Raw genomic sequence first — 18,112 nt, forward strand, 5'->3', positions numbered from 1 at the left:
TGACGAGGGCGACCTCTGGGTTTATTGTGAGTTCACGTTTACTGCTGTTTATCGAAAGTTTACTATGACGAAACCTATTGTTGGCCCGGTCGATGCAAGTATTGTCCCTCGCTTTGCCGGTATCGCCACATTCGCTCGTCTCCCGCGCATCGAAGATGTAGGACGAGCAGACGTTGCCATCGTAGGTGTCCCCTTCGACAGCGGAGTAAGTTACCGGCCCGGTGCGCGCTTCGGCCCCGCTCACGTACGCGAAGCCTCACGCCTACTGCGGCCGTACAACCCAGCGCAAGACATTTCGCCCTTCGCCGTTCAACAGGTTGCTGACGCAGGAGATATTGCCGCGAACCCGTTCAGCATCGACGAAGCAGTGCTCGAAATCGAAGCAGCAGCACTTGAGCTCGCAACCCGTGCCGACAAGATCGTCACCATTGGCGGTGATCACACCATCGCCCTGCCCCTGCTGCGCGCCGTCGCGAAGAAGCACGGGCCGGTCGCCGTGCTCCACTTCGACGCCCACCTCGACACCTGGGACACCTACTTCGGTGCTCCCGTCACCCACGGCACCCCATTCCGTCGTGCCTCCGAGGAGGGACTGATCGACCTCACTGCGAGCATGCACGTGGGAACTCGCGGCCCGCTCTATAGCGCCGAGGACCTCACCGACGACAGCCGATTGGGCTTCGCCGTAGTGACAAGCGAAGACGTCGAAGAACACGGTGTTGCGGCGGCAATCGACCGCATCCGTGCCCGCATCGGCGACAATCCGCTCTACATCTCCATTGATATCGACGTGCTCGACCCAGCCCACGCCCCCGGCACCGGCACCCCAGAGGCTGGTGGCCTCACTAGCCGCGAACTGCTCCGGATGCTTCGCGCACTTTCCGACAAGAACATCGTGGGTGCGGATGTTGTGGAAGTCGCCCCGGCCTACGACCATGCCCAACTGACAGCGGTCGCTGCGAGTCACGTCGCCTACGAGCTGATCAGCGCCATGGCTCCACGCGATGCCCACCAGGCAACCGCAACATCAGAGAGTTAGAGGAGCGCACGATGAGCAGCAGAACACCGCACGAGGATGAAGTGCTGAGCGCAGCATCCGCCATCGTCGACGCCTTCACGGCCACCGACGGCGACCGCTACTTCCGCGGATTCGCACCGGAAGCGACGTTCATTTTCCACACCGAGCCAGCCCGTTTGGGCGATCGCGCAGAGTATGAGCGCTTGTGGGCCGGCTGGGTCGACAGCGGATGGCGCATTCTGGACTGCGAGTCATCAAACCCCTCGGTTCAGTCGTTCCCCGGCGGCGCAGTGTTCAGCCACAACGTCTTCACGAGAATCAACACCGGTGAAAGCGAAGACTCCTACCGCGAACGGGAAACCATCGTGTTCCGCGTCGACAGCGACCAGTTGCTGGCCGTGCACGAACACCTCTCGCCAATGCCCGACCCCGCCAACTAACCCAAAAACTCAACGCCCCACCATTTCCGCACCCTACTCAGGAGACTGAAGCAATGTCGCTCTATTCCCGGCTCAACCGCCACACCCAAGCCCAATCCGATGGCGGAAAACCCGTCAAGGGAACGTATTCTCTCGCCCGGATCGGCATGATCTGGCTCGCAGCCAACCTCGTGGTGACGACTCTCCTCACGGGAACGCTGTTCGTTCCGGGTGTAAGTTTCGCCACCGCCTTCCTCATGATTGTGCTCGGAACCCTCGCCGGCGCCGTCGTGCTCACCTCCATCGGCGCAATCGGAACCCGCACGGGGCTGCCAACAATGGCAATCACCCGCGGAGCTTTCGGAACGCGCGGCAGCCTGCTGCCCGTCGCGGCAAACGTGATCGTGCTCATGGGATGGAGCTGGGTGCAGGCGATGCTTGCCGGCGTTACGGTCAACTTCCTCGTCGAGAGCGCAACCGGATACTCAAACCCAATCCTGTTCTCCGTGATCTGCCAAAGCATCGTGGTCATTCTGGCGATTCTCGGCCATGAAGGCATCTCGAAGATTGAGCCGTGGCTTGCCGTGCTCATCCTCGCCATCATGGCGTGGATCTTCATCACCGCATTCACCGCGTTCGATTTGGGCAACTTCCAGGCCGTCGCTCCCGACGCGAGCCTCGGCTTCACCCCGATCATCGTGCTCGACATCGTGATCGCCACTGCAATCTCGTGGACGGTGCTCTCCGCCGACTTCAACCGTTTCGCACGCACCACCAAAGCTGGCGTGCTCGGCTCGGGTATTGGCTACACGGTCTCCACCGTTACCGCCATGACGCTCGGCCTCACCGCGTTCGTGTACGTACTGCTCTCCGGCGACGAAGCTGCCGCTTTCGACCCCACAACAATCGTGGCCGCCTTCGGCGCACCGCTGGCCATCGTCATCTTCCTCTCCGTGATGGCCACAAACACCATGGTCGTCTACGGAATGGTGACCTCCGTGGTCAACGCGAAGGTGGGCAGCAAGCTGAAGTTCCTGCCGACCGCGCTCGTGCTCGGCGGCATCTCGATCATCGGAGCGACCTGGTTGCAACTGCTCAACCAGTTCACCGACTTCCTCGTCGTCATCGGCGCGTTCTTCGTTCCCGTCTTCGCCATCATGATCGTCGACTACTACATCGTGAAGCGCGGTGCCTACACGAAGGATATCCTCGCCGCCCGCGGCGGCCGCTACTGGTACAAGGCCGGGGTCAACTGGTTCGCCGTCATCATCTGGATCATCGGTGCCAGCATGTCCTACGTCTGGGCGTATGTGTGGCCACTGCCGATCGGGGCGACCATTCCCGCCTTCGTTCTCACGTTCGTGCTCTACCTGGCCGTGATGCTTCCCGAGCGAGGCCGACACCAGGCTGTGCACAGCCAACATCTGGCAGAGAATGTTGACGAGGGTGCCACACCGATCCACTCTGCATAACTACTAGCGACACGACCAAACAGAGAAGTAGGTGCAGGATGCGCGAACTGAGCCACCCGATCATCAGCGGCATGCAGGTTTACCCTGGTGATCCGGCAGTCTCAATCGAGAGCGCTCTTGCAGTGGCCGAGGATGGAGTAGACGTAAGTCTGCTCCACCTCGGGTCACACACCGGCACCCATCTTGATGCGCCTTCGCACACCGTCGCAGGCGGGCGTACTACCGGCTCGATCACGCTCGACGAGCTCGTCGGCGATGCGCTTGTCGTGCACCTTTCCGGACTGGCAGCCCGCGCCACGTATGGGCTCGACGAAATCACCGCTGCTCTGGGAGAACTGCCACCGGCGGTGCCCGATATTGTGATCATTGACACCGGATGGGCCAAGCACTTCAGCACCGATGAAGCCCTGAACCACCCCGCGCTTGCCCCGGATGCAGCTACCGAATTGATGCGTCGAGGGATGCGGCTGCTCGCCGTTGACACTCTCAGCCCTGATCCCACCGGAGAGGGTTCGACGGACTTCCCTGTTCACGAGGTAGTACTCGGCGGCGACGCGCTCATCGTCGAAAATATCACCGGACTAGAGGGGCTGCCGCAGCGGCTTCGGGTCGGCTTCTTCCCGCTGGCGATCGACGCGGATGGTGCGCCAGTGCGCGCTGTCACTCTCGACGACTAGGACAGCAGAACGCGGGGCGAGTGTCGTACGATCGGTCGTGTTCGCACTACGGTCGATTGGAGAATAATGTCTGTACGTGACACCGCCGTCGCCACGTTGGGACTGATGCAGCGATTTACTCCGCGCCTAGCGGCTGAGGCGGCGTACGTTCTCTGGCTCTCAAGCGGACTTCCTAAACAGGTGCACCCTCGCGAGCAAGCGATCATCGATGAGGCCACCCGCTCGACGATTCGGGTCAACGGCCATCGCGTTGCCGTGTACACCTGGGGTGATGGCCCTAACGCTGTGTTGCTGACTCATGGATGGCATGGCCGCGCCGCCGAGTTCGGTGACATTGTGCAAGAGCTGCGCCGTGGCGATCGCACCATCCTCGCGTTCGATGCCCCTGGTCATGGCCATTCACGGGGACGACTGCCCGATGTGCGTGATTTCGCCTCCGTCATCGACGCACTCGGCCACCGCTATGGCCCATTCGAAGCAATGGTGGCGCACTCGTTTGGCAATCTCGCGTCGACTCTCGCCATCCGCAACGGCACACAAACTGGGCGGCTGGTGTCCATCGGCGGGGTCGCTGAGCTGCGGTATGTCGTCACGAGCGTCAGCGGCATCATGCAGCTGAATCCGCACACCCTCGACGGCCTGGTGCGGCGCATCGAACGGCGACGATTTCGCGAAGTGCCCGACTTTTGGAACAGCCTGTCAGCAACCGCCGCACCGCTCGAGGTGCCACTGCTGATCATCCACGACCGCGACGACACCTGGGTGCCCTACGGTCAGGCCGAAGTACTCGCTGCCGCGCATCCGGAGACCTCACGCACCATGCTCACCTCCGGACTCAACCATCACCGAGTGCTGCGTGACCAACAAGTCTTAGATGCAATCACCCAGTTTTTGAGTGAACCAGACGCCAGCGCAGCCTAGCTGCGGCCGCCACCGATCAGGCAGTCCCGGCGGTGCCCCGGCTTCCCCTAGGCTGATCCCAGCGGTCGTAACGACCGGAGGCTGGCAAGAGGAAGAGTTGATGATCATAACCCCCGGGCACGTTCCCGCCATTGTTCTTTCGCGGGCATCTTCGGGCGGCGATCAGGAGAAACCACACCTGACAAAGCTCATCCACGACCTTGAACAGTCGATGAAGTCGGCCATTGAGGCGACGGGCGCTCGGGTGATCACCGTTGACGGCTTTACCCCTGCTGATGTGGATGCTGCGCTCAGCCAAGCTGATGGTGTTGTCATGCTGGGTGGCAGCGATGTTGACCCCGACGAGTATGGGGCAACTGAACGGCATCCGAAGCTCTACAACATCGATCGCGCCACCAACCGGGTCGACATCGAACTCGTGAAGCAGGCCACGGAGCGCGGGTTGCCCATCCTCGCGATTTGCCGCGGAATGCACATCGTGAATGTCGCGCGCGGCGGTACCCTCATTCAGCATCTTGAGCCGAGCACTGTTGTGCACAGTGGTACGGGCGCCTCTGCGATGATCGACCATGACGTGGTCCTTGAACCCGCGTCTGTGTTGGCCGAGATCTTTGGCCAGACAACCATGACCATCAGATCTGGCCACCATCAGGCGGTCGGTGTTGTCGGCTCCGGCCTCACGGCGACAGCTCGTGCTGCCGACGGCGTTGTTGAAGCGCTGGAAAGCCTCGACCCCACAGCCCCTCTGGTTGCCGTGCAGTGGCATCCAGAAGACAGCGAGTCAAACACTTGTGACCGAGAGCTGCTCTTCGGTTGGCTCTCGGCGAAAGCGGTTGAGCTTCGTGCACTGCGGGCTGCGCCAGTTCACTAGTCGTGGCTCAAAGCTCGCTTCCCGCCGTAAAGCTGAATCATCCTTGATATTACCGGTCGAGGGATCCACAATGAACCCATGCTGAAGCCACGTTTTTTCATCCTTGCCGCCGGGGTAGTCCTTGCCCTGAGCGCCTGCATCGCAGCACCCGAGACCGAGGTGGCCGCGATGGATAGCGGCGGAACTCAGATACCGGAGTGGCTCGATCTTGATGGAACCGGGCAGCCCGTCAGAGACCTGACATTTATTGGCGAGACTGACGTGCTCGTTGCGTTTTCGAGTCACGATGACGTTAGCGATTGGTGCATCCTGGTCGCGCTCAAACCCAACGAAAAAGAACTCGGCGTCACAGCCGGATCAAGCTGCGTGTCACCGGCAAAGTTTGCGCGAGAGGGCGTCGGCGTCCTGATAGGCAACGAGACAACCAGCGGCAGTGCTCGGATCTTCCCCGACGGCTACAGCGGCACCATCGAAGACGGTTGGGTGCGACTCAATGACAATCTTGCTGTGCGGGAGTAGTCTCGCGACACAGGAATTTTCCGCGAGAAGGCGAGCAGCACATGGCGAAAGAAAGTTTCAGCGCAGACGAACGCGCAGCGATGAAGGAGCGCGCTCGCGAAGCAAAACGAGAGGCATCCGCGGCTGAAGATCTCCAGGATGTGCTCGGCAAGATCGCCGAAATGCTGGACGACGACCGCAACCTCGCCGAACACGTGCACGCCACCGTTCTCGCCGCAGCACCCGATCTTGCACCCAAAACCTGGTACGGCATGCCCGCCTACGCCAATGACGGCAAAGTCGTCTGCTTCTTCCAAGCCGCCCACAAGTTCAAGTCACGCTACGCAACCCTCGGCTTCAGCGACGAAGCCGCGCTTGACCACGGGGCGATGTGGCCCGCCGCCTACGCACTCGTCGACTGGACTGATGACGTCGAGACCCAGATTACGAAACTCGTCACGCAAGCCGTTAGCTAGTTTCACTCGCCGGGATCGCAACCCACTCCGCCCAGCTGAGGTCGCGCCCGACATATCGCGGTGCCGCTAGTGGCCAGTCTGTTGCAATCCAGGTGGGCACAAACTCATTGAGGGCGGCCTCCACCGCGGACCCCACATATTCGTCGCGAACCCACCACGAAATGTCCGCATCAGCGCCAGGCTTGTCCGTCGGATCGATGTAAACGCAGCCAATGAGCTCCGTTTCGTGCTCATCGAAGAGCGCAAAGTTGAACGATTCGTGGGCCTCCATCTCGTCGGCATGGCGCTGAAGATCTTCGCGAGCCCATCACGGCAATCCATATCTAACGCTGTGTCGTCTGCTCGGATCGGACGAAGGTGATGCCCGGTCGAGGTGTACAGCGATTGCGTCGATCCTAGCCTCGCCCGCAGGATGCTGGGAATTTCTCGTACGCGACCTTAATGATCCCTGAAAAACCCCCATTTGTCGCAACCGAGGTTCATAGAGTGAGCACCTAGCTGTTCAAACTAAACAGGAGGATTTTCGATGGGAACCGTAACTAAAGACATTCAGGTCGACGTTCCAATTAGCGTCGCCTACAACCAGTGGACACAGTTTGAAGATTTTCCGGCGTTCATGTCTGGCGTGAAATCAATCACTCAGGTCGGCGACCGCAAGCTCCACTGGGAAGTATCCGTCGGTGGCGTCGACCGCGAGTTCGATGCTGAAATCGTGGAGCAGCACCCTGACGAGCGAATCGCGTGGAGTAGCACCGGAGACAAGGTGCATGCCGGGGTGGTGACGTTTCACCGCATTAGCGACGACTCCACAAAGGTCACCCTGCAGATGGACTGGGAACCAGAAGGATTTGTCGAAAAGGCCGGCGAAATCCTTCAGATCGATGACATGCAAATCAGCAAAGATCTGTCGGAGTTCAAGCGCCTCATCGAATCCAATGGGTTCGAATCCGGGAACTGGCGTGGAGAAGTGCCTCGCGCAGAAGACGGGCTTGGCCGCTAAAGCATCTCACGCGGGCCTCACCGCTCGAACCTAAGAGTGATGCCGGTGAGGCCCGAGCAATAGGCCTCAAAGATCGTCCTTGGTCTTGAGATGTGAAAAGTGACGCTTCCTTGTGATTACAGCGCGGCATTGCGAGACTGGGGTCATGCCCAAGTCGAAGTTGATCATTGCCAGCGCCATCGCCGCAGCAACAATACTCGCGTTGAGCGCCTGCACTTCCGGCACCATGCTGGCCGCGATGGATGACACCCCAGACAAGTTTCCAGAATGGATGGATAGCTCCAGCGAGCTACCCGCAGAGGACCTGACCCATATCGGCGACAGTGACGATCTGACTGTGTACGCTAGCCGCAACGACGATGGCGAGTGGTGCGCCATCGTTGCACTCGCGCCATCAACAGAGGGCGCCCAAGACTGGTCAGCATCCTCATCCTGCGTGACCGGCGACGAGTTTTCTGCCAGCGGAGCCTGGATCCACATCGAGCCCCCTTCGCGCACGATCGACGTGAAAGTTCTGCCAGACGACTTCAACGGTCTGCTCGAAGACGGCTATGCGCGCGTGAACGACAACCTCGCCGTGCGCGACGAACGTTAGCCCTATCGCGCGGCCAACCTCGTCCGGGTCAGCGAAGCAGCCCATTCTCGTAAGCGTGCGCAACAATCTGCACCCGCGAACGACGGGCAACTCAAGCGCACCGCTCGTTTCCAGCGATACAAAACCGTGTAGCGCTGAGCGCAGGAAACGTGTTGCGTCGACTGCATCGTCGTCACGCAGGCCGTAGCAGCCGAGCACCGCGAAGATGATGTCGACGAGTTCAGTTGAGACGGCAGCATCATCTTAGCCAAATAGCCTATTGCGAACGACGACCGTCAAAGCATTGGCTCCCTCGTCAGACGTGCAATTAGCCCGCAGTGAGAACCGTCCACGATTCGCCACCATCGAACGACTCAACAAGCCCGCGGTCATCGATCAACGCAATGCGTTCGCCGTCAGCACCAACAGCGAGCGCATACGCAGTGCCCTCCACCGTGCCGCGATCGGACCATGGGGCATCCTCAGCCGAACGCACCCACACAGCACCCTCGACATCCACGCCAACAAGCGCACCCGGAACATTGGGCACCGCAGCCAGCAAATAGAGAAGTGGCGTGCCCTCAAACGCAGTAAACGACTGCCCCGCATCATCGCTCACCCGCATGCCCTCAGGAGTCGTCGCAAAGAGTCGCTCAGGCGTGTTCGGATCAGCCACCAACGCATAGGCCTGGATGCTCGCACCCTCACTCCACGTGACCCCACCGTCCTCGCTCGCTCGTAGTGGTGCGCCATCAGATGACAGCCCGTACACCCGCTCCGGATCCTTCTGATTCACCGCGAGCGTATGAAAGTCGGCAGTGCCCGCAAGCGAGAGGCTCTTCCACGACTCCCCCGCATCCGCGCTAGAAATCAGTCCCAGATGTGGTCCTGCGAACGCCGTCGACTCAGGACTCGGATGCCCCGAAACGAAATACTGGTCACCCGCCACAGAGAACCCCATCGCATCAAACGGGACCCCACCCAGCGGACCACTCAACTCGCCTGCAGCATCGACCCGATAGATTCCCGAATGGCCCGCAACCAACACGTTCTCGCTTGAGTCAATGCCCAAGCCGTGCACGCCCTCAAAGACGCTCGCCGCCGACAGAGCGGACTGGGGGGTCTCGGTGGACGACGACGGCGTGCAGCCCGCCAAGCCAACGACGGTCAAAGTAGCGCCTGCTACGAGCGCAATGGTGGTCTTCTTCATTCTGTTCTTCACTGTGTTCCCTTATATTTTTCGTACACGCATCGGCGGCATCAAGAGTGGTGCCGTGAGATCTCGGCGAAGCCGACATCCCGCCGATCAGGTGCGACTAATAGAAAGAACGTGAAGTGACGGAGCAGTCGGCTGCGCAACGACCTTGGCGCGCTGCGCAGTGCGTGGCGAGAGCGGCGCGAATGCTGCACATTCAGCGCGGAGCTGCGCAGCCGCAGTGAGGCCACCGAGTGACACGAGAGGCGTGCACTCAGGCATGACCGAGGACGAGTCCGCCCCGCACAGGTGCGGGTACACCGCGACGCTCGGGCTGCCAGATTCGTGCGGGATGCCATCGGCGTGAGCGGCGGCGTGCATGTTCGCACCGGTCTGGCTCTCGGCGCTACTGGAAACGCGCGTCGCACTCGCACTCGCTGCAACGGAGTACATAGCCACAACGGACACGGCCGCCATCAGGGCAACAATAAGAATCAGAGCAACACGCAGCGCTCGAACAACGTTCATTCCCTGTTGCGTCACGTCAACCACCCTTGCTCAGTTCCCACATCGATCGTAATGGACAGCAGGGCGCATATTGTTGAGTAGCAGCCCCAACGCAGCAACCTGGCAGGCTGGCGCGCGCTACGCGAGCTCGTGGATGGCAGCCACAAACTCGTCAATGTCAGAAGCTTGGTGCGCGAACGACACCACGATGCGCACGACACCTGGCTCCCAACGGTTGGCGTAAAAACCGAAACCGCGATCGTGAAGCGCTTCGGAAAGTTCGTTAGGGAAAACGGCAAACAGGATGTTACTACCAGGCTCGCTCGTGACTGTCACGCCCGCAACATCCGCGATCCCCGCACGCAACCGCGCAGCCATCGCATTCGCCTGGCGGGCATTATCGAGCCACAGGTCATTGCTCAGGTAGGCATCGAGCTGGGCGGCCTGAAAGCGCATCTTGGAGGTCAGTTGACCGCCGCGCTTATGACGGAACGACAACTCTGTCGCGAGGGTCGGGTCGAAACTGACGATGGCATCCGACGTCAGTGCGCCATTCTTGGTGGCACCAAACGAGAGCATGTCGACGCCAAGCTTCCACGTCATCTCAGCCGGGCTGACATCGAGTGCGACCAGCGCATTTGCGAACCGGGCACCATCCATGTGGATGCGCAACCCTGCGTCACGCGCGATAGTCGTCAGTTCGCGCAACTCATCGATCGAGTAGACGCTGCCCGTCTCTGTGACCTGGGTGATGCTGAGCACCGACGCCTGCACGCTGTGCACATCGCCGCGGCCCGCCTTCACCGCCACTCGCAACTCGTCGGGGTCAATCTTGGAGTGCTCGCCACCCAACAACACGATCTTCGAACCATCGGTGAAGAACTCGGGCGCACCCGCCTCATCGTTCTGGATGTGGCTGTCAGCGTGAGCGAGAATGCTTCCCCACGGTCGCGTCAGCGACGCAAGACCAATACCGTTCGCCGCCGAGCCGGTGCCGACCGCAAACACGTCGAGCTCGCACTCAAACGCTTCCGCCATCTTGGCGCGCATCTGAGCCGTGAGCGAATCATTGCCATAGGGAGCTGCCGGGCCCGCAGCTGCCGCAACAACGGCATCCAAAATTTGAGGCGAGGCACCTGCAGCGTTGTCACTCAAATACCCGCGCAGGATGGAATCGGTCGAGGTCATGGCAGCTTTCTGTAACGAGAAATACGGGATGCCAATCGATACACCGTCGGGCCTTGAGCCACCGGGTGCTGCTGACAGTTTCGCCACCGCAGAAAGCGAAACAGTCAAGTGTTCGGCAACGATCAGCACTGCTCCGAGCCACTCACTCTGATGATAACTTGCGGCGGCTGTGTGGGATAGTGATGTGCTTGCGCCTGAGGACTGTCGCAGTATTTTTGCGCGTGACGCAACTGGACGCCGCCGTCGGAGCCATTGCTTGCGCCAGGAACCACGGGTAGTCTTGCAAACATGAGCATTTTTGCGGCATCTGGTGAGGGCGAAGTCCTGAATCCGCTTCTGCCGGCAGGATACGACATCGCGTGGACTGCCATTGTGGCGTTCGCGGTGATCGCAGCCGTTGCCGCTTTCATCTCTATCTACCGCCAGCGGCAACAGATGAGTGGCCTCGAGCGCGCCATTTGGGTCGCGATCTGCCTCTTCATCGGGATCATCGGCCCGATCGCCTGGTTTGCAATCGGCCGCCGCAAAGCGCGTGAAGGTCCGGGCGAAAGAGTGCAACCAGCGCGCGTCTGAGCGCCGAATGTTACAAACATCGAAAATGCTCGAATGAGGTCTCGACAGACCGCCTCAGGAGGGGTTGAATCGAAGTAAGAACCCACCGCACAGCAGCGGGATGCACCACAGCCGTGTCCGAGGTCTTCAATAGTGTGAACTCGAAGGAGTAGAAAACTATGACGATTGCCGAGCCCCGACCGACCGAAGGTCCAGCCAACAGAGCACGCCAAACAGTGGCGTGGACAAGCATCCAAACCGGTCTCTGGGTGGGCAATGCTGGCGGCGAATTCGCTGGCATGATCGAGAGAGGGTCCAGCGGTGAATACTTCATCACTGACCATCGCGCTCGCCCACTTGGCACCTGCGCAACGCTCGGCGAAGCAAAGGCTCGCCACCAGCGACAGCTAGCGCAACCAGCAGCCAAACCCAAAATCTAGGGTTTAGTCGCGCTGGATCCCCCAACACCGACGCGACACAGCTCGGCCAATTAGAATCAGCCCATGAGCCGAAACAGGATCGCGCACCGCGCAAGCGCCCGCGAACAGTTTCGGTGCTGCGCCAGAGGCGGAGCCAACTAGTGGGCGCCGGACACAACCACACCGCAGGCAACAACAATCGCACCCGGCTGCTGATCGCCTTCATCATTACGGTCGGCGTTGTCGTGGCTCAAGCCATTGGCGCGATCGTCACCGGCAGCCTCGCGCTGCTCGTCGACACCGCGCACATGCTCACCGATTCAGCCGGCCTGCTCATGGCACTGCTCGCTGCCGGGCTCATGCAACGCCCCGCCACCGCCACCCACTCGTGGGGGCTCAAACGCGCCGAAGTGCTCAGCGCCATGGCCCAGTCGAGCCTGCTATTCGCGGTCGGCATCTACGCCCTCATTGAGGGCGTGCGCCGCCTCTTCGATCCGCCCGAGATTCAAGCGAGCGGATTGCTGATCTTTGGCATCATCGGTCTTGCTGCGAACATCGCCGCGATGATCGTGCTCACTGGTGGGCGCAACTCCAACCTCAACATGAAGGCCGCATTCCTCGAAGTTATCAACGACGCCCTTGGCTCTGTCGGAGTGATCGTCAGCGCCATCGTTATCGCCCTCTTCAGCTGGTATCAGGCGGATGCCGTGGTCGGCATCCTGATCGCCCTACTGATCGTGCCCCGCACCATCATCCTGCTGAAGGCCAGCTTGGGCGTGCTGCTGGAGTCAACGCCCAAGGGCATCAACCCGGTGGACGTTCGCGCACACATCATGGAAATGGAGCACGTGACTGACGTGCACGACCTGCACATCACCCGCATCTCATCCGACCTGCCCGTGCTCACCGCTCACGTCATCGTCGAAGATTCCTGCTTCATTGATGGCCACGCGGCCGAGATGTTGCCTGCACTTCAGCAGTGCGTTGCTGAGCACTTTGCGCTCAGTATCGAACACTCTACGTTCCAGATTGAGCCCGAGAGCAACATCGACGAGGAGCACGTTCACCACCACTAGGTGTCGGCGCTTCCACGGAATCCGCCCATGCCCAAGGTGTTCGACCTATGATTCTCTAGACGCTTGCAGCACGGCGGAAGAGCTAAAACTCCCCCGCTTTCGCTGAGACACATCAGCAGAAATCTCATGTTCGGCATGCCACAAGTGCGCCGCGGATGGGGTCTCGCGCAGCTAGGAGCAATCAACGATGAAAGCCCTCTATAAGGACAAGGCCGGACCCGGTCTGATCTTGGCCGAACGACCAGAACCCACGCCCGGGCGTGGAGAGGTCAAGATCCGAGTCGCCCGCACCGGTATTTGCGGCACCGACCTGCATATTGAGTCGTGGGATGCGTGGGCCGCCGGCGCCATCAACGCCCCCCTTATTCCTGGCCACGAGTTCTCGGGCCACGTCGTTGAACTTGGCGAAGGAGTCACCTCGGTCGAGGTTGGCGCACTCGTCTCCGGCGAGGGCCACGTCGTCTGCGGACACTGCCGCAACTGTCGCGCAGGCCGCCGCCACCTGTGCAAGTTCACCTCGAGCATTGGTGTGAATCGCGATGGGGCATTCGCCGAGTTCGTCGTGATTCCCGAACAGAACGTGTGGCAACATCCACTCGATATCGACCCCGAACTTGCCGCCATCTTTGACCCACTCGGCAACGCTGTGCACACCGCACTGTCGTTTCCGATGGTCGGCGAAGACGTGCTCATCACCGGCGCAGGCCCCATCGGCCTCATGGCAGCGAAGGTCGCCCGCCACATTGGCGCCCGTCACATCGTGATGACCGACGTGAACGAAGAGCGCCTGCAGCTCGCCCGCGACATGGGAGTGAGTCTTGCCATCAACGTGTCGAAAGTACGCATCGCCGAAGCACAAGAGCAGCTCGGCATGAAGGAAGGCTTCGACATCGGTCTCGAAATGAGCGGTCACGCAACCGCCCTGCCCGAGATGATCAGCAACATGAATCAGGGCGGCCGCATTGCGATGCTCGGGCTGCCCGCAGAGCCGATCAGCATCGACTGGGCGACCGTCGTGACCCACATGATCACCATCAAGGGCATCTACGGTCGCGAAATGTTTGAGACCTGGTACGCCATGAACGCCATGGTGCACACCGGATTGGATGTCTCAGCCGTCGTCACCGACCGGTTCCCCGCTGAGCGCTGGGAAGAAGCATTCGCGACCGCCCGTAAGGGCAATGGCGGCAAAGTCATCATCGACTGGTCGTAGTGCGGCACCAGCCGCTACCCCACACGTCACGCGACCGCACCCCTCGGTCAGCCCACGATTTTTAGGAGAACACAATGTACGGAACAGTTCGCGAACAGCTCAACGAGACTCTCGGCGAGATCCGCTCGGCAGGCCTCTACAAAACGGAGCGCCAACTCGAGACCGCCCAGTCGGCCCACGTGGAATCGGCAGGCAAGCCAGTGCTCAATTTCTGCGCCAACAACTATCTCGGCCTCGCCAACCACCCTCGCCTTGTCGCTGCAGCCAAAGTAGCTCTCGACGACTGGGGTTTCGGGATGGCAAGCGTGCGTTTCATCTGCGGCACCCAGACACAGCATGTTGAGTTGGAGAACCGGCTCTCGGCTCTGCTGAGCATGGAGGCGACCATCCTGTTCCCCTCCTGTTTCGACGCTAACGGTGGCATTTTTGAGGTGCTGTTGGGTGCCGAGGATGCGGTGATTTCGGATGAACTCAACCACGCCTCGATCATCGACGGCGTGCGCCTCTCAAAGGCTGCACGCTACCGCTACAAGAACCGCGACATGGCCGACCTCGAAGCCCAGTTGGTTGCCGCGAAGGGTGCCCGTCGCCGCCTCATCGTCACCGACGGTGTCTTCTCGATGGACGGCTACCTCGCTCCCCTCGAAGCGATCTGCGACCTCGCCGAACAGTACGACGCGATGGTCATGGTCGATGACTCGCACGCCGTCGGCTTCGTCGGCGAAACCGGTGCCGGAACCCCTGAGCACTGCGGTGTCTCTGACCGCGTCGACATCATCTCGGGCACCCTCGGCAAGGCTCTCGGAGGCGCTTCCGGTGGTTACATCAGCGCGCACTCCGAGATTGTGGAATTGCTGCGCCAACGCGCCCGCCCCTACTTGTTCTCGAACGCCGTCGCCCCCGCTGTTGTCGCCGGCTCGATCGAAGCGCTCAACCTTGTGGCCGAAGGGGCCGAGAGCCGCGCGAAGCTCAAGGCGAACGCAGAGCAGTTCCGCAACGGGATGGCTGAGGCCGGGTTCACGCTACTGCCGGGCGAGCATCCGATCATCCCCGTCATGTTCACTGACGAGCACGAAGCTGTTGCCATGGCGGATGCTCTGCTCGAGCTCGGCGTCTATGTGATCGCCTTCTCATTCCCCGTCGTGCCTCTGGGCAAGGCCCGTATTCGCGTGCAGGTCTCGGCAGGGCACTCGAGCGAGGACATCACGCGCTGTGTTGATGCGTTTGTGGCGGCGCGGGAGTCGATTGCGGCGTAGAGGATCGTCGACGCTAAGGTTTCGATCATGGCCAGTCGACGAATTGCGGGGAATCATCCGCCCCGCGTACACGTTGCCACTTTTATGAAAGCAATTGTCTACAGCGAGACCGGCGACCCATCCGTACTTCACCTCGTTGATCGGTCGGTACTCGAACCGGGCCCCGACGAGGTGCGCGTTCGCATTGTCGTGAGCGGCGTGAACCCCACCGACTGGAAGTCACGCCGGGGCGCGGCACCCGGTCAGGCGTTGCCCTTCGATGATGTCGTGCCCGGTTTGGATGGTGCCGGGATCGTCGAGGCGGTCGGCACCGCAGTGCAACACCTCAGCGTTGGTGACCGGGTGTGGCTGACACTCGCCGCGTATCAGCGGGCAGGCAGCGGAACGACCCAAGAAACCTCCGTGCTTCCGGCAGAACGTGTGTTCGCCCTGCCCGCAAACGCCAGCTTTGACCAGGGCGCGAGCCTCGGTGTTCCTGCGATCACGGCATATCGCGCGCTGACTGTGGCCGAAGACGGACCAGACCAACTGCATCCGGGTGCCCTTGCTGGCGCGATCGTACTCGTGGCTGGTGGAGCGGGCGCAGTGGGCCACGCAGCGATCCAACTCGCGCGCTGGGCCGGAGCAACCGTCATCACCACCGTGAGCGGACCAGCTAAAACGGCGCTCGCCACGGCTGCTGGCGCACAGCACGTGCTCACCTACACCGATGCCGACATCGTCGACCAGATTCGTGCGATTGCACCGGATGGCGTTGACCTGATCGTCGAAGTCTCCCCCGCTAAGAACGCTGAGCTCGATCTTGCCGTCATCCGCAATCGCGGGGCGGTCGCCGTCTATGCCAATAATGGCGGCGACCACGTGTCGCTCGATGTGCGCCGCCACTTCAGCCTCAACGTGCGCTACCAGTTTGTTCTGCTCTACACGATGGGTGCCGATGTCATTCAGGCGGCGGCCGAGGCCATCAACAGTGCACTCCGTGATGGTGCGCTGGCCGTCGGGGAAGACAGCGGTCTGGCCCTGCACCGTTTCGACCTTGCACATACAGCGGATGCTCACGCCATGGTCGAGAGCGGAGCGGTCGGCAAAGTGCTGATCGACGTTACGGCCGAGTGATGCTCGCCGGGCTGTAGTCGAGAATCTGGAAGCGACCGCAATCGATCGTGGCTGAGGGCAGTTCTTCTGTGCCAGAAGGAAGCGTGAACGGAATGCTCTGGCCGTCAACAATCAGGAACGAAACGGCTGGTTGGGCGAAATCTGCTCGATCCACGAGCCACGCGTAGTCCCGGAGCGCGAAATCGGTCTGAATGAGTTGGGCGGGGTCAGCCACGTGAGTCTTGACGGCTCGTACGCTCCAGAACTGACCCGCGCCGACAGCGCCTGATTCGTTCACCCAGTCGACCGCACACTCAAGCGAAGAATCCGCCACGGATGCCCGCTCGGCCGCTGCCGGAAGGGCGACGACGACCAGCACGCCGCCCAGCAGAGCAGGGATCGCCGCCGTGGCCGCGAGCCGTCGCCACGGCATCGCTGCGAGCGTCGCGGGCCGAGCATCCGCTATCAGAACAACCAGCGCAAGCACCGGCACGAAAGCCCAGAGTTGCAGGTAGCGGGCTGCCTCGGTGCCCATCAGGATGAACCCGACCGTGGTCGCCATCGGGGCAAACCACGAGTATGCCGCCACAACGGCCGAGGCGATTGCGCCCTGGCGCAGCGAGCGCAGCGTCAGCCATGCGCCAAGCAGGGTCAGCGCAATTACCACAGCGACTGCGAAAACACCGGCCGGGCTCGAGAGTCGCTCGACGAGGAGAGACCAGTAGTACGCGAACGACCCCCGCGAGCGTGCCGGCTGAAAGTAGTTATCGGGGTTCGCCACGATCCACGGCGCCAACGGGATCCGCAGCACGTACCCGAGCGCGGATCCGCCGATGAGTGCTGCGATAGCCCACACGGGAGCCCGCCCCCACGCGGCCCCCACGCATACGACGAGCACAACGACCATGAGCGGGGCGGTGACCCAGGCGAGGTAGAGCGGATTGGAGAACACCGACAGGGCTGCGACGACAAACACCAGTATCGCGAGCACTCGCTGCGGCGAACTGCTATCGAGGATGCGGCGGGTTAGTCCGACCGTGAGAACCGCGCCGAGGACGGTCCCGACATAGTAAGTGGTCATTGCGAGTAGCGAGGCGAGCTGCAGGCTGTCGCCATCACCGTCGCCCTCCGCCAGTGCGAGAAGACAGACCACCACGAAGCCTGCCGTCGCTGCGAGCGCCGCCCGGTTTCCCTTGACGACGGTGACTGCGGCCACCCGGAAAACGAGATAGAGCCCCACAAAGTTCATGATTGCGGCAAGAAATTGTGCTTCTTGGATGCCGAGACCGGTTAGAGAGAGGCCGAGGAACGCAATGATCTCGGGCACAAATAACACCGCAGACATCGCCCAGTTATTCGCGGTCCCCTCAAGGACCGACCGTGAGAACAGCGGCACGATCATGGAGTCACCATCGAGGAACATGAGCTCGCCCCGGCCGGCAGACCCCGCTAGGTGCGTTACGACGAACAGCGCAAGGCCTAGCGCACCCAAGAACCACAGGGACTCGACCGCTAAGCGGCGAAGGATGCGCACGCGAGACTGAGTCGTGACTGCGACGAAACGCATTCCACCCCTACTCTCTCGTCGCGTGCCCGGGCGACAACCAGAATCTAACACCGGGGAAGTCAGCAGCCTCGTAGGCAACGAATGTCCAGAGACACGAGCATCCGCCGCTAGCGAACAA

At 61.3% G+C, this 18,112-nt stretch carries 21 protein-coding genes and 1 pseudogene; 16 read left to right on the plus strand and 6 right to left on the minus strand.

What is annotated here, in order from left to right; all coding sequences use genetic code 11:
• Window positions 1–64 precede the first annotated feature (64 nt).
• The 8 genes from speB to ACTJJW_RS07055 all read left to right on the plus strand — a co-directional run bounded on the left by speB (window position 65) and on the right by ACTJJW_RS07055 (window position 6,352).
• Window positions 65–1,039, plus strand: coding sequence for an agmatinase (gene speB, locus ACTJJW_RS07020; protein ID WP_462643419.1), 975 nt, complete (start codon window positions 65–67; stop codon window positions 1,037–1,039).
• An 11-nt stretch (window positions 1,040–1,050) separates the two neighbouring features.
• Complete coding sequence (locus tag ACTJJW_RS07025; RefSeq protein WP_462643420.1) at window positions 1,051–1,458, plus strand: YybH family protein; 408 nt, start codon at window positions 1,051–1,053, stop codon at window positions 1,456–1,458.
• A 53-nt stretch (window positions 1,459–1,511) separates the two neighbouring features.
• Complete coding sequence (locus tag ACTJJW_RS07030) at window positions 1,512–2,909, plus strand: purine-cytosine permease family protein (RefSeq protein ID WP_462643421.1); 1,398 nt, start codon at window positions 1,512–1,514, stop codon at window positions 2,907–2,909.
• A 38-nt stretch (window positions 2,910–2,947) separates the two neighbouring features.
• On the plus strand, window positions 2,948–3,586 hold the full coding sequence (locus tag ACTJJW_RS07035) for a cyclase family protein (RefSeq protein ID WP_462643422.1): 639 nt from the start codon (window positions 2,948–2,950) through the stop codon (window positions 3,584–3,586).
• Between the two features lie 66 nt (window positions 3,587–3,652).
• Entirely contained in the window at window positions 3,653–4,507 is an 855-nt protein-coding gene (locus tag ACTJJW_RS07040; RefSeq protein WP_462643423.1) for an alpha/beta fold hydrolase, read from the plus strand.
• A gap of 100 nt (window positions 4,508–4,607) precedes the next feature.
• The gene (locus ACTJJW_RS07045) at window positions 4,608–5,378 is read left to right on the plus strand and encodes a gamma-glutamyl-gamma-aminobutyrate hydrolase family protein (protein WP_462643424.1); all 771 of its coding nucleotides are present in this window, start codon (window positions 4,608–4,610) and stop codon (window positions 5,376–5,378) included.
• Window positions 5,379–5,456: 78 nt separating this feature from the next.
• A complete protein-coding gene (locus tag ACTJJW_RS07050) occupies window positions 5,457–5,897 on the plus strand; it encodes a hypothetical protein (RefSeq protein WP_462643425.1) in 441 nt (146 codons plus the stop codon).
• Window positions 5,898–5,938: 41 nt separating this feature from the next.
• Window positions 5,939–6,352, plus strand: a complete 414-nt coding sequence (locus tag ACTJJW_RS07055; RefSeq protein ID WP_462643426.1) for an iron chaperone — start codon at window positions 5,939–5,941, stop codon at window positions 6,350–6,352.
• Here the strand turns inward: ACTJJW_RS07055 and ACTJJW_RS07060 are convergent.
• Window positions 6,345–6,623, minus strand: a complete 279-nt coding sequence (locus tag ACTJJW_RS07060) for a hypothetical protein (RefSeq protein ID WP_462643427.1) — start codon at window positions 6,621–6,623, stop codon at window positions 6,345–6,347. The two genes, ACTJJW_RS07055 and ACTJJW_RS07060, sit on opposite strands and share 8 nt — an antisense overlap.
• 255 nt (window positions 6,624–6,878) lie before the next feature.
• Here ACTJJW_RS07060 and ACTJJW_RS07065 point away from each other — a divergent pair, with 255 nt between their 5' ends.
• Together ACTJJW_RS07065 and ACTJJW_RS07070 are read left to right on the plus strand one after the other, a co-directional pair.
• A complete protein-coding gene (locus ACTJJW_RS07065) occupies window positions 6,879–7,352 on the plus strand; it encodes an SRPBCC family protein (RefSeq protein WP_462643428.1) in 474 nt (157 codons plus the stop codon).
• A 145-nt stretch (window positions 7,353–7,497) separates the two neighbouring features.
• Window positions 7,498–7,947, plus strand: coding sequence for a hypothetical protein (locus ACTJJW_RS07070; RefSeq protein ID WP_462643429.1), 450 nt, complete (start codon window positions 7,498–7,500; stop codon window positions 7,945–7,947).
• A gap of 96 nt (window positions 7,948–8,043) precedes the next feature.
• Here the strand turns inward: ACTJJW_RS07070 and ACTJJW_RS07075 are convergent.
• From ACTJJW_RS07075 to ACTJJW_RS07090, 4 genes and pseudogenes are all read right to left on the minus strand, one after another.
• Window positions 8,044–8,172, minus strand: a pseudogene (locus ACTJJW_RS07075) (TetR-like C-terminal domain-containing protein); the annotation flags it as partial.
• Between the two features lie 82 nt (window positions 8,173–8,254).
• Window positions 8,255–9,136 (minus strand): F510_1955 family glycosylhydrolase, encoded by an 882-nt coding sequence (locus ACTJJW_RS07080; RefSeq protein WP_462643430.1) that lies wholly within the window; start codon window positions 9,134–9,136, stop codon window positions 8,255–8,257.
• A gap of 96 nt (window positions 9,137–9,232) precedes the next feature.
• The gene (locus ACTJJW_RS07085; protein WP_462643431.1) at window positions 9,233–9,664 is read right to left on the minus strand and encodes a hypothetical protein; all 432 of its coding nucleotides are present in this window, start codon (window positions 9,662–9,664) and stop codon (window positions 9,233–9,235) included.
• Between the two features lie 102 nt (window positions 9,665–9,766).
• Window positions 9,767–10,816: a threonine aldolase family protein gene (locus tag ACTJJW_RS07090; RefSeq protein ID WP_462643432.1), complete on the minus strand. Its 1,050-nt coding sequence runs from the start codon at window positions 10,814–10,816 to the stop codon at window positions 9,767–9,769.
• A 288-nt stretch (window positions 10,817–11,104) separates the two neighbouring features.
• On the opposite strand from ACTJJW_RS07090, the gene ACTJJW_RS07095 reads away from it, so the two are divergent.
• The 6 genes from ACTJJW_RS07095 (at window position 11,105) to ACTJJW_RS07120 (ending at window position 16,448) form a co-directional block, all read left to right on the plus strand.
• Window positions 11,105–11,389, plus strand: coding sequence for a PLDc N-terminal domain-containing protein (locus ACTJJW_RS07095; protein WP_462643433.1), 285 nt, complete (start codon window positions 11,105–11,107; stop codon window positions 11,387–11,389).
• Window positions 11,390–11,547: 158 nt separating this feature from the next.
• Entirely contained in the window at window positions 11,548–11,808 is a 261-nt protein-coding gene (locus ACTJJW_RS07100; RefSeq protein WP_462643434.1) for a hypothetical protein, read from the plus strand.
• A 140-nt stretch (window positions 11,809–11,948) separates the two neighbouring features.
• Window positions 11,949–12,863: a cation diffusion facilitator family transporter gene (locus ACTJJW_RS07105; protein WP_462643435.1), complete on the plus strand. Its 915-nt coding sequence runs from the start codon at window positions 11,949–11,951 to the stop codon at window positions 12,861–12,863.
• Between the two features lie 187 nt (window positions 12,864–13,050).
• Entirely contained in the window at window positions 13,051–14,076 is a 1,026-nt protein-coding gene (gene tdh, locus ACTJJW_RS07110; protein WP_462643436.1) for an L-threonine 3-dehydrogenase, read from the plus strand.
• 74 nt (window positions 14,077–14,150) lie between these two features.
• A complete protein-coding gene (locus ACTJJW_RS07115; protein ID WP_462643437.1) occupies window positions 14,151–15,332 on the plus strand; it encodes a glycine C-acetyltransferase in 1,182 nt (393 codons plus the stop codon).
• Between the two features lie 84 nt (window positions 15,333–15,416).
• Window positions 15,417–16,448, plus strand: coding sequence for an NADPH:quinone reductase (locus tag ACTJJW_RS07120; protein ID WP_462643545.1), 1,032 nt, complete (start codon window positions 15,417–15,419; stop codon window positions 16,446–16,448).
• Here ACTJJW_RS07120 and ACTJJW_RS07125 read toward each other — a convergent pair.
• Window positions 16,435–17,994: a hypothetical protein gene (locus ACTJJW_RS07125; RefSeq protein ID WP_462643438.1), complete on the minus strand. Its 1,560-nt coding sequence runs from the start codon at window positions 17,992–17,994 to the stop codon at window positions 16,435–16,437. The genes ACTJJW_RS07120 and ACTJJW_RS07125 overlap by 14 nt on opposite strands.
• Window positions 17,995–18,112 lie beyond the last annotated feature (118 nt).

The organism is Rhodoglobus galactosidasius (assembly GCF_054957775.1).

Excerpts from the sequence above, each read along its gene's own strand:
- ACTJJW_RS07060 (WP_462643427.1), bottom strand. The coding sequence starts at position 6,623 with ATGGAGGCCCACGAATCGTTCAACTTTGCGCTCTTCGATGAGCACGAA.
- ACTJJW_RS07055 (WP_462643426.1), top strand. The coding sequence starts at position 5,939 with ATGGCGAAAGAAAGTTTCAGCGCAGACGAACGCGCAGCGATGAAGGAG.
- ACTJJW_RS07090 (WP_462643432.1), bottom strand. The coding sequence starts at position 10,816 with ATGACCTCGACCGATTCCATCCTGCGCGGGTATTTGAGTGACAACGCT.
- ACTJJW_RS07050 (WP_462643425.1), top strand. The coding sequence starts at position 5,457 with ATGCTGAAGCCACGTTTTTTCATCCTTGCCGCCGGGGTAGTCCTTGCC.
- ACTJJW_RS07030 (WP_462643421.1), top strand. The coding sequence starts at position 1,512 with ATGTCGCTCTATTCCCGGCTCAACCGCCACACCCAAGCCCAATCCGAT.
- ACTJJW_RS07095 (WP_462643433.1), top strand. The coding sequence starts at position 11,105 with ATGAGCATTTTTGCGGCATCTGGTGAGGGCGAAGTCCTGAATCCGCTT.
- ACTJJW_RS07025 (WP_462643420.1), top strand. The coding sequence starts at position 1,051 with ATGAGCAGCAGAACACCGCACGAGGATGAAGTGCTGAGCGCAGCATCC.
- ACTJJW_RS07070 (WP_462643429.1), top strand. The coding sequence starts at position 7,498 with ATGCCCAAGTCGAAGTTGATCATTGCCAGCGCCATCGCCGCAGCAACA.
- speB (WP_462643419.1), top strand. The coding sequence starts at position 65 with ATGACGAAACCTATTGTTGGCCCGGTCGATGCAAGTATTGTCCCTCGC.
- tdh (WP_462643436.1), top strand. The coding sequence starts at position 13,051 with ATGAAAGCCCTCTATAAGGACAAGGCCGGACCCGGTCTGATCTTGGCC.
- ACTJJW_RS07065 (WP_462643428.1), top strand. The coding sequence starts at position 6,879 with ATGGGAACCGTAACTAAAGACATTCAGGTCGACGTTCCAATTAGCGTC.
- ACTJJW_RS07100 (WP_462643434.1), top strand. The coding sequence starts at position 11,548 with ATGACGATTGCCGAGCCCCGACCGACCGAAGGTCCAGCCAACAGAGCA.
- ACTJJW_RS07080 (WP_462643430.1), bottom strand. The coding sequence starts at position 9,136 with ATGAAGAAGACCACCATTGCGCTCGTAGCAGGCGCTACTTTGACCGTC.
- ACTJJW_RS07125 (WP_462643438.1), bottom strand. The coding sequence starts at position 17,994 with ATGCGTTTCGTCGCAGTCACGACTCAGTCTCGCGTGCGCATCCTTCGC.
- ACTJJW_RS07035 (WP_462643422.1), top strand. The coding sequence starts at position 2,948 with ATGCGCGAACTGAGCCACCCGATCATCAGCGGCATGCAGGTTTACCCT.
- ACTJJW_RS07115 (WP_462643437.1), top strand. The coding sequence starts at position 14,151 with ATGTACGGAACAGTTCGCGAACAGCTCAACGAGACTCTCGGCGAGATC.
- ACTJJW_RS07120 (WP_462643545.1), top strand. The coding sequence starts at position 15,417 with ATGAAAGCAATTGTCTACAGCGAGACCGGCGACCCATCCGTACTTCAC.
- ACTJJW_RS07040 (WP_462643423.1), top strand. The coding sequence starts at position 3,653 with ATGTCTGTACGTGACACCGCCGTCGCCACGTTGGGACTGATGCAGCGA.
- ACTJJW_RS07045 (WP_462643424.1), top strand. The coding sequence starts at position 4,608 with ATGATCATAACCCCCGGGCACGTTCCCGCCATTGTTCTTTCGCGGGCA.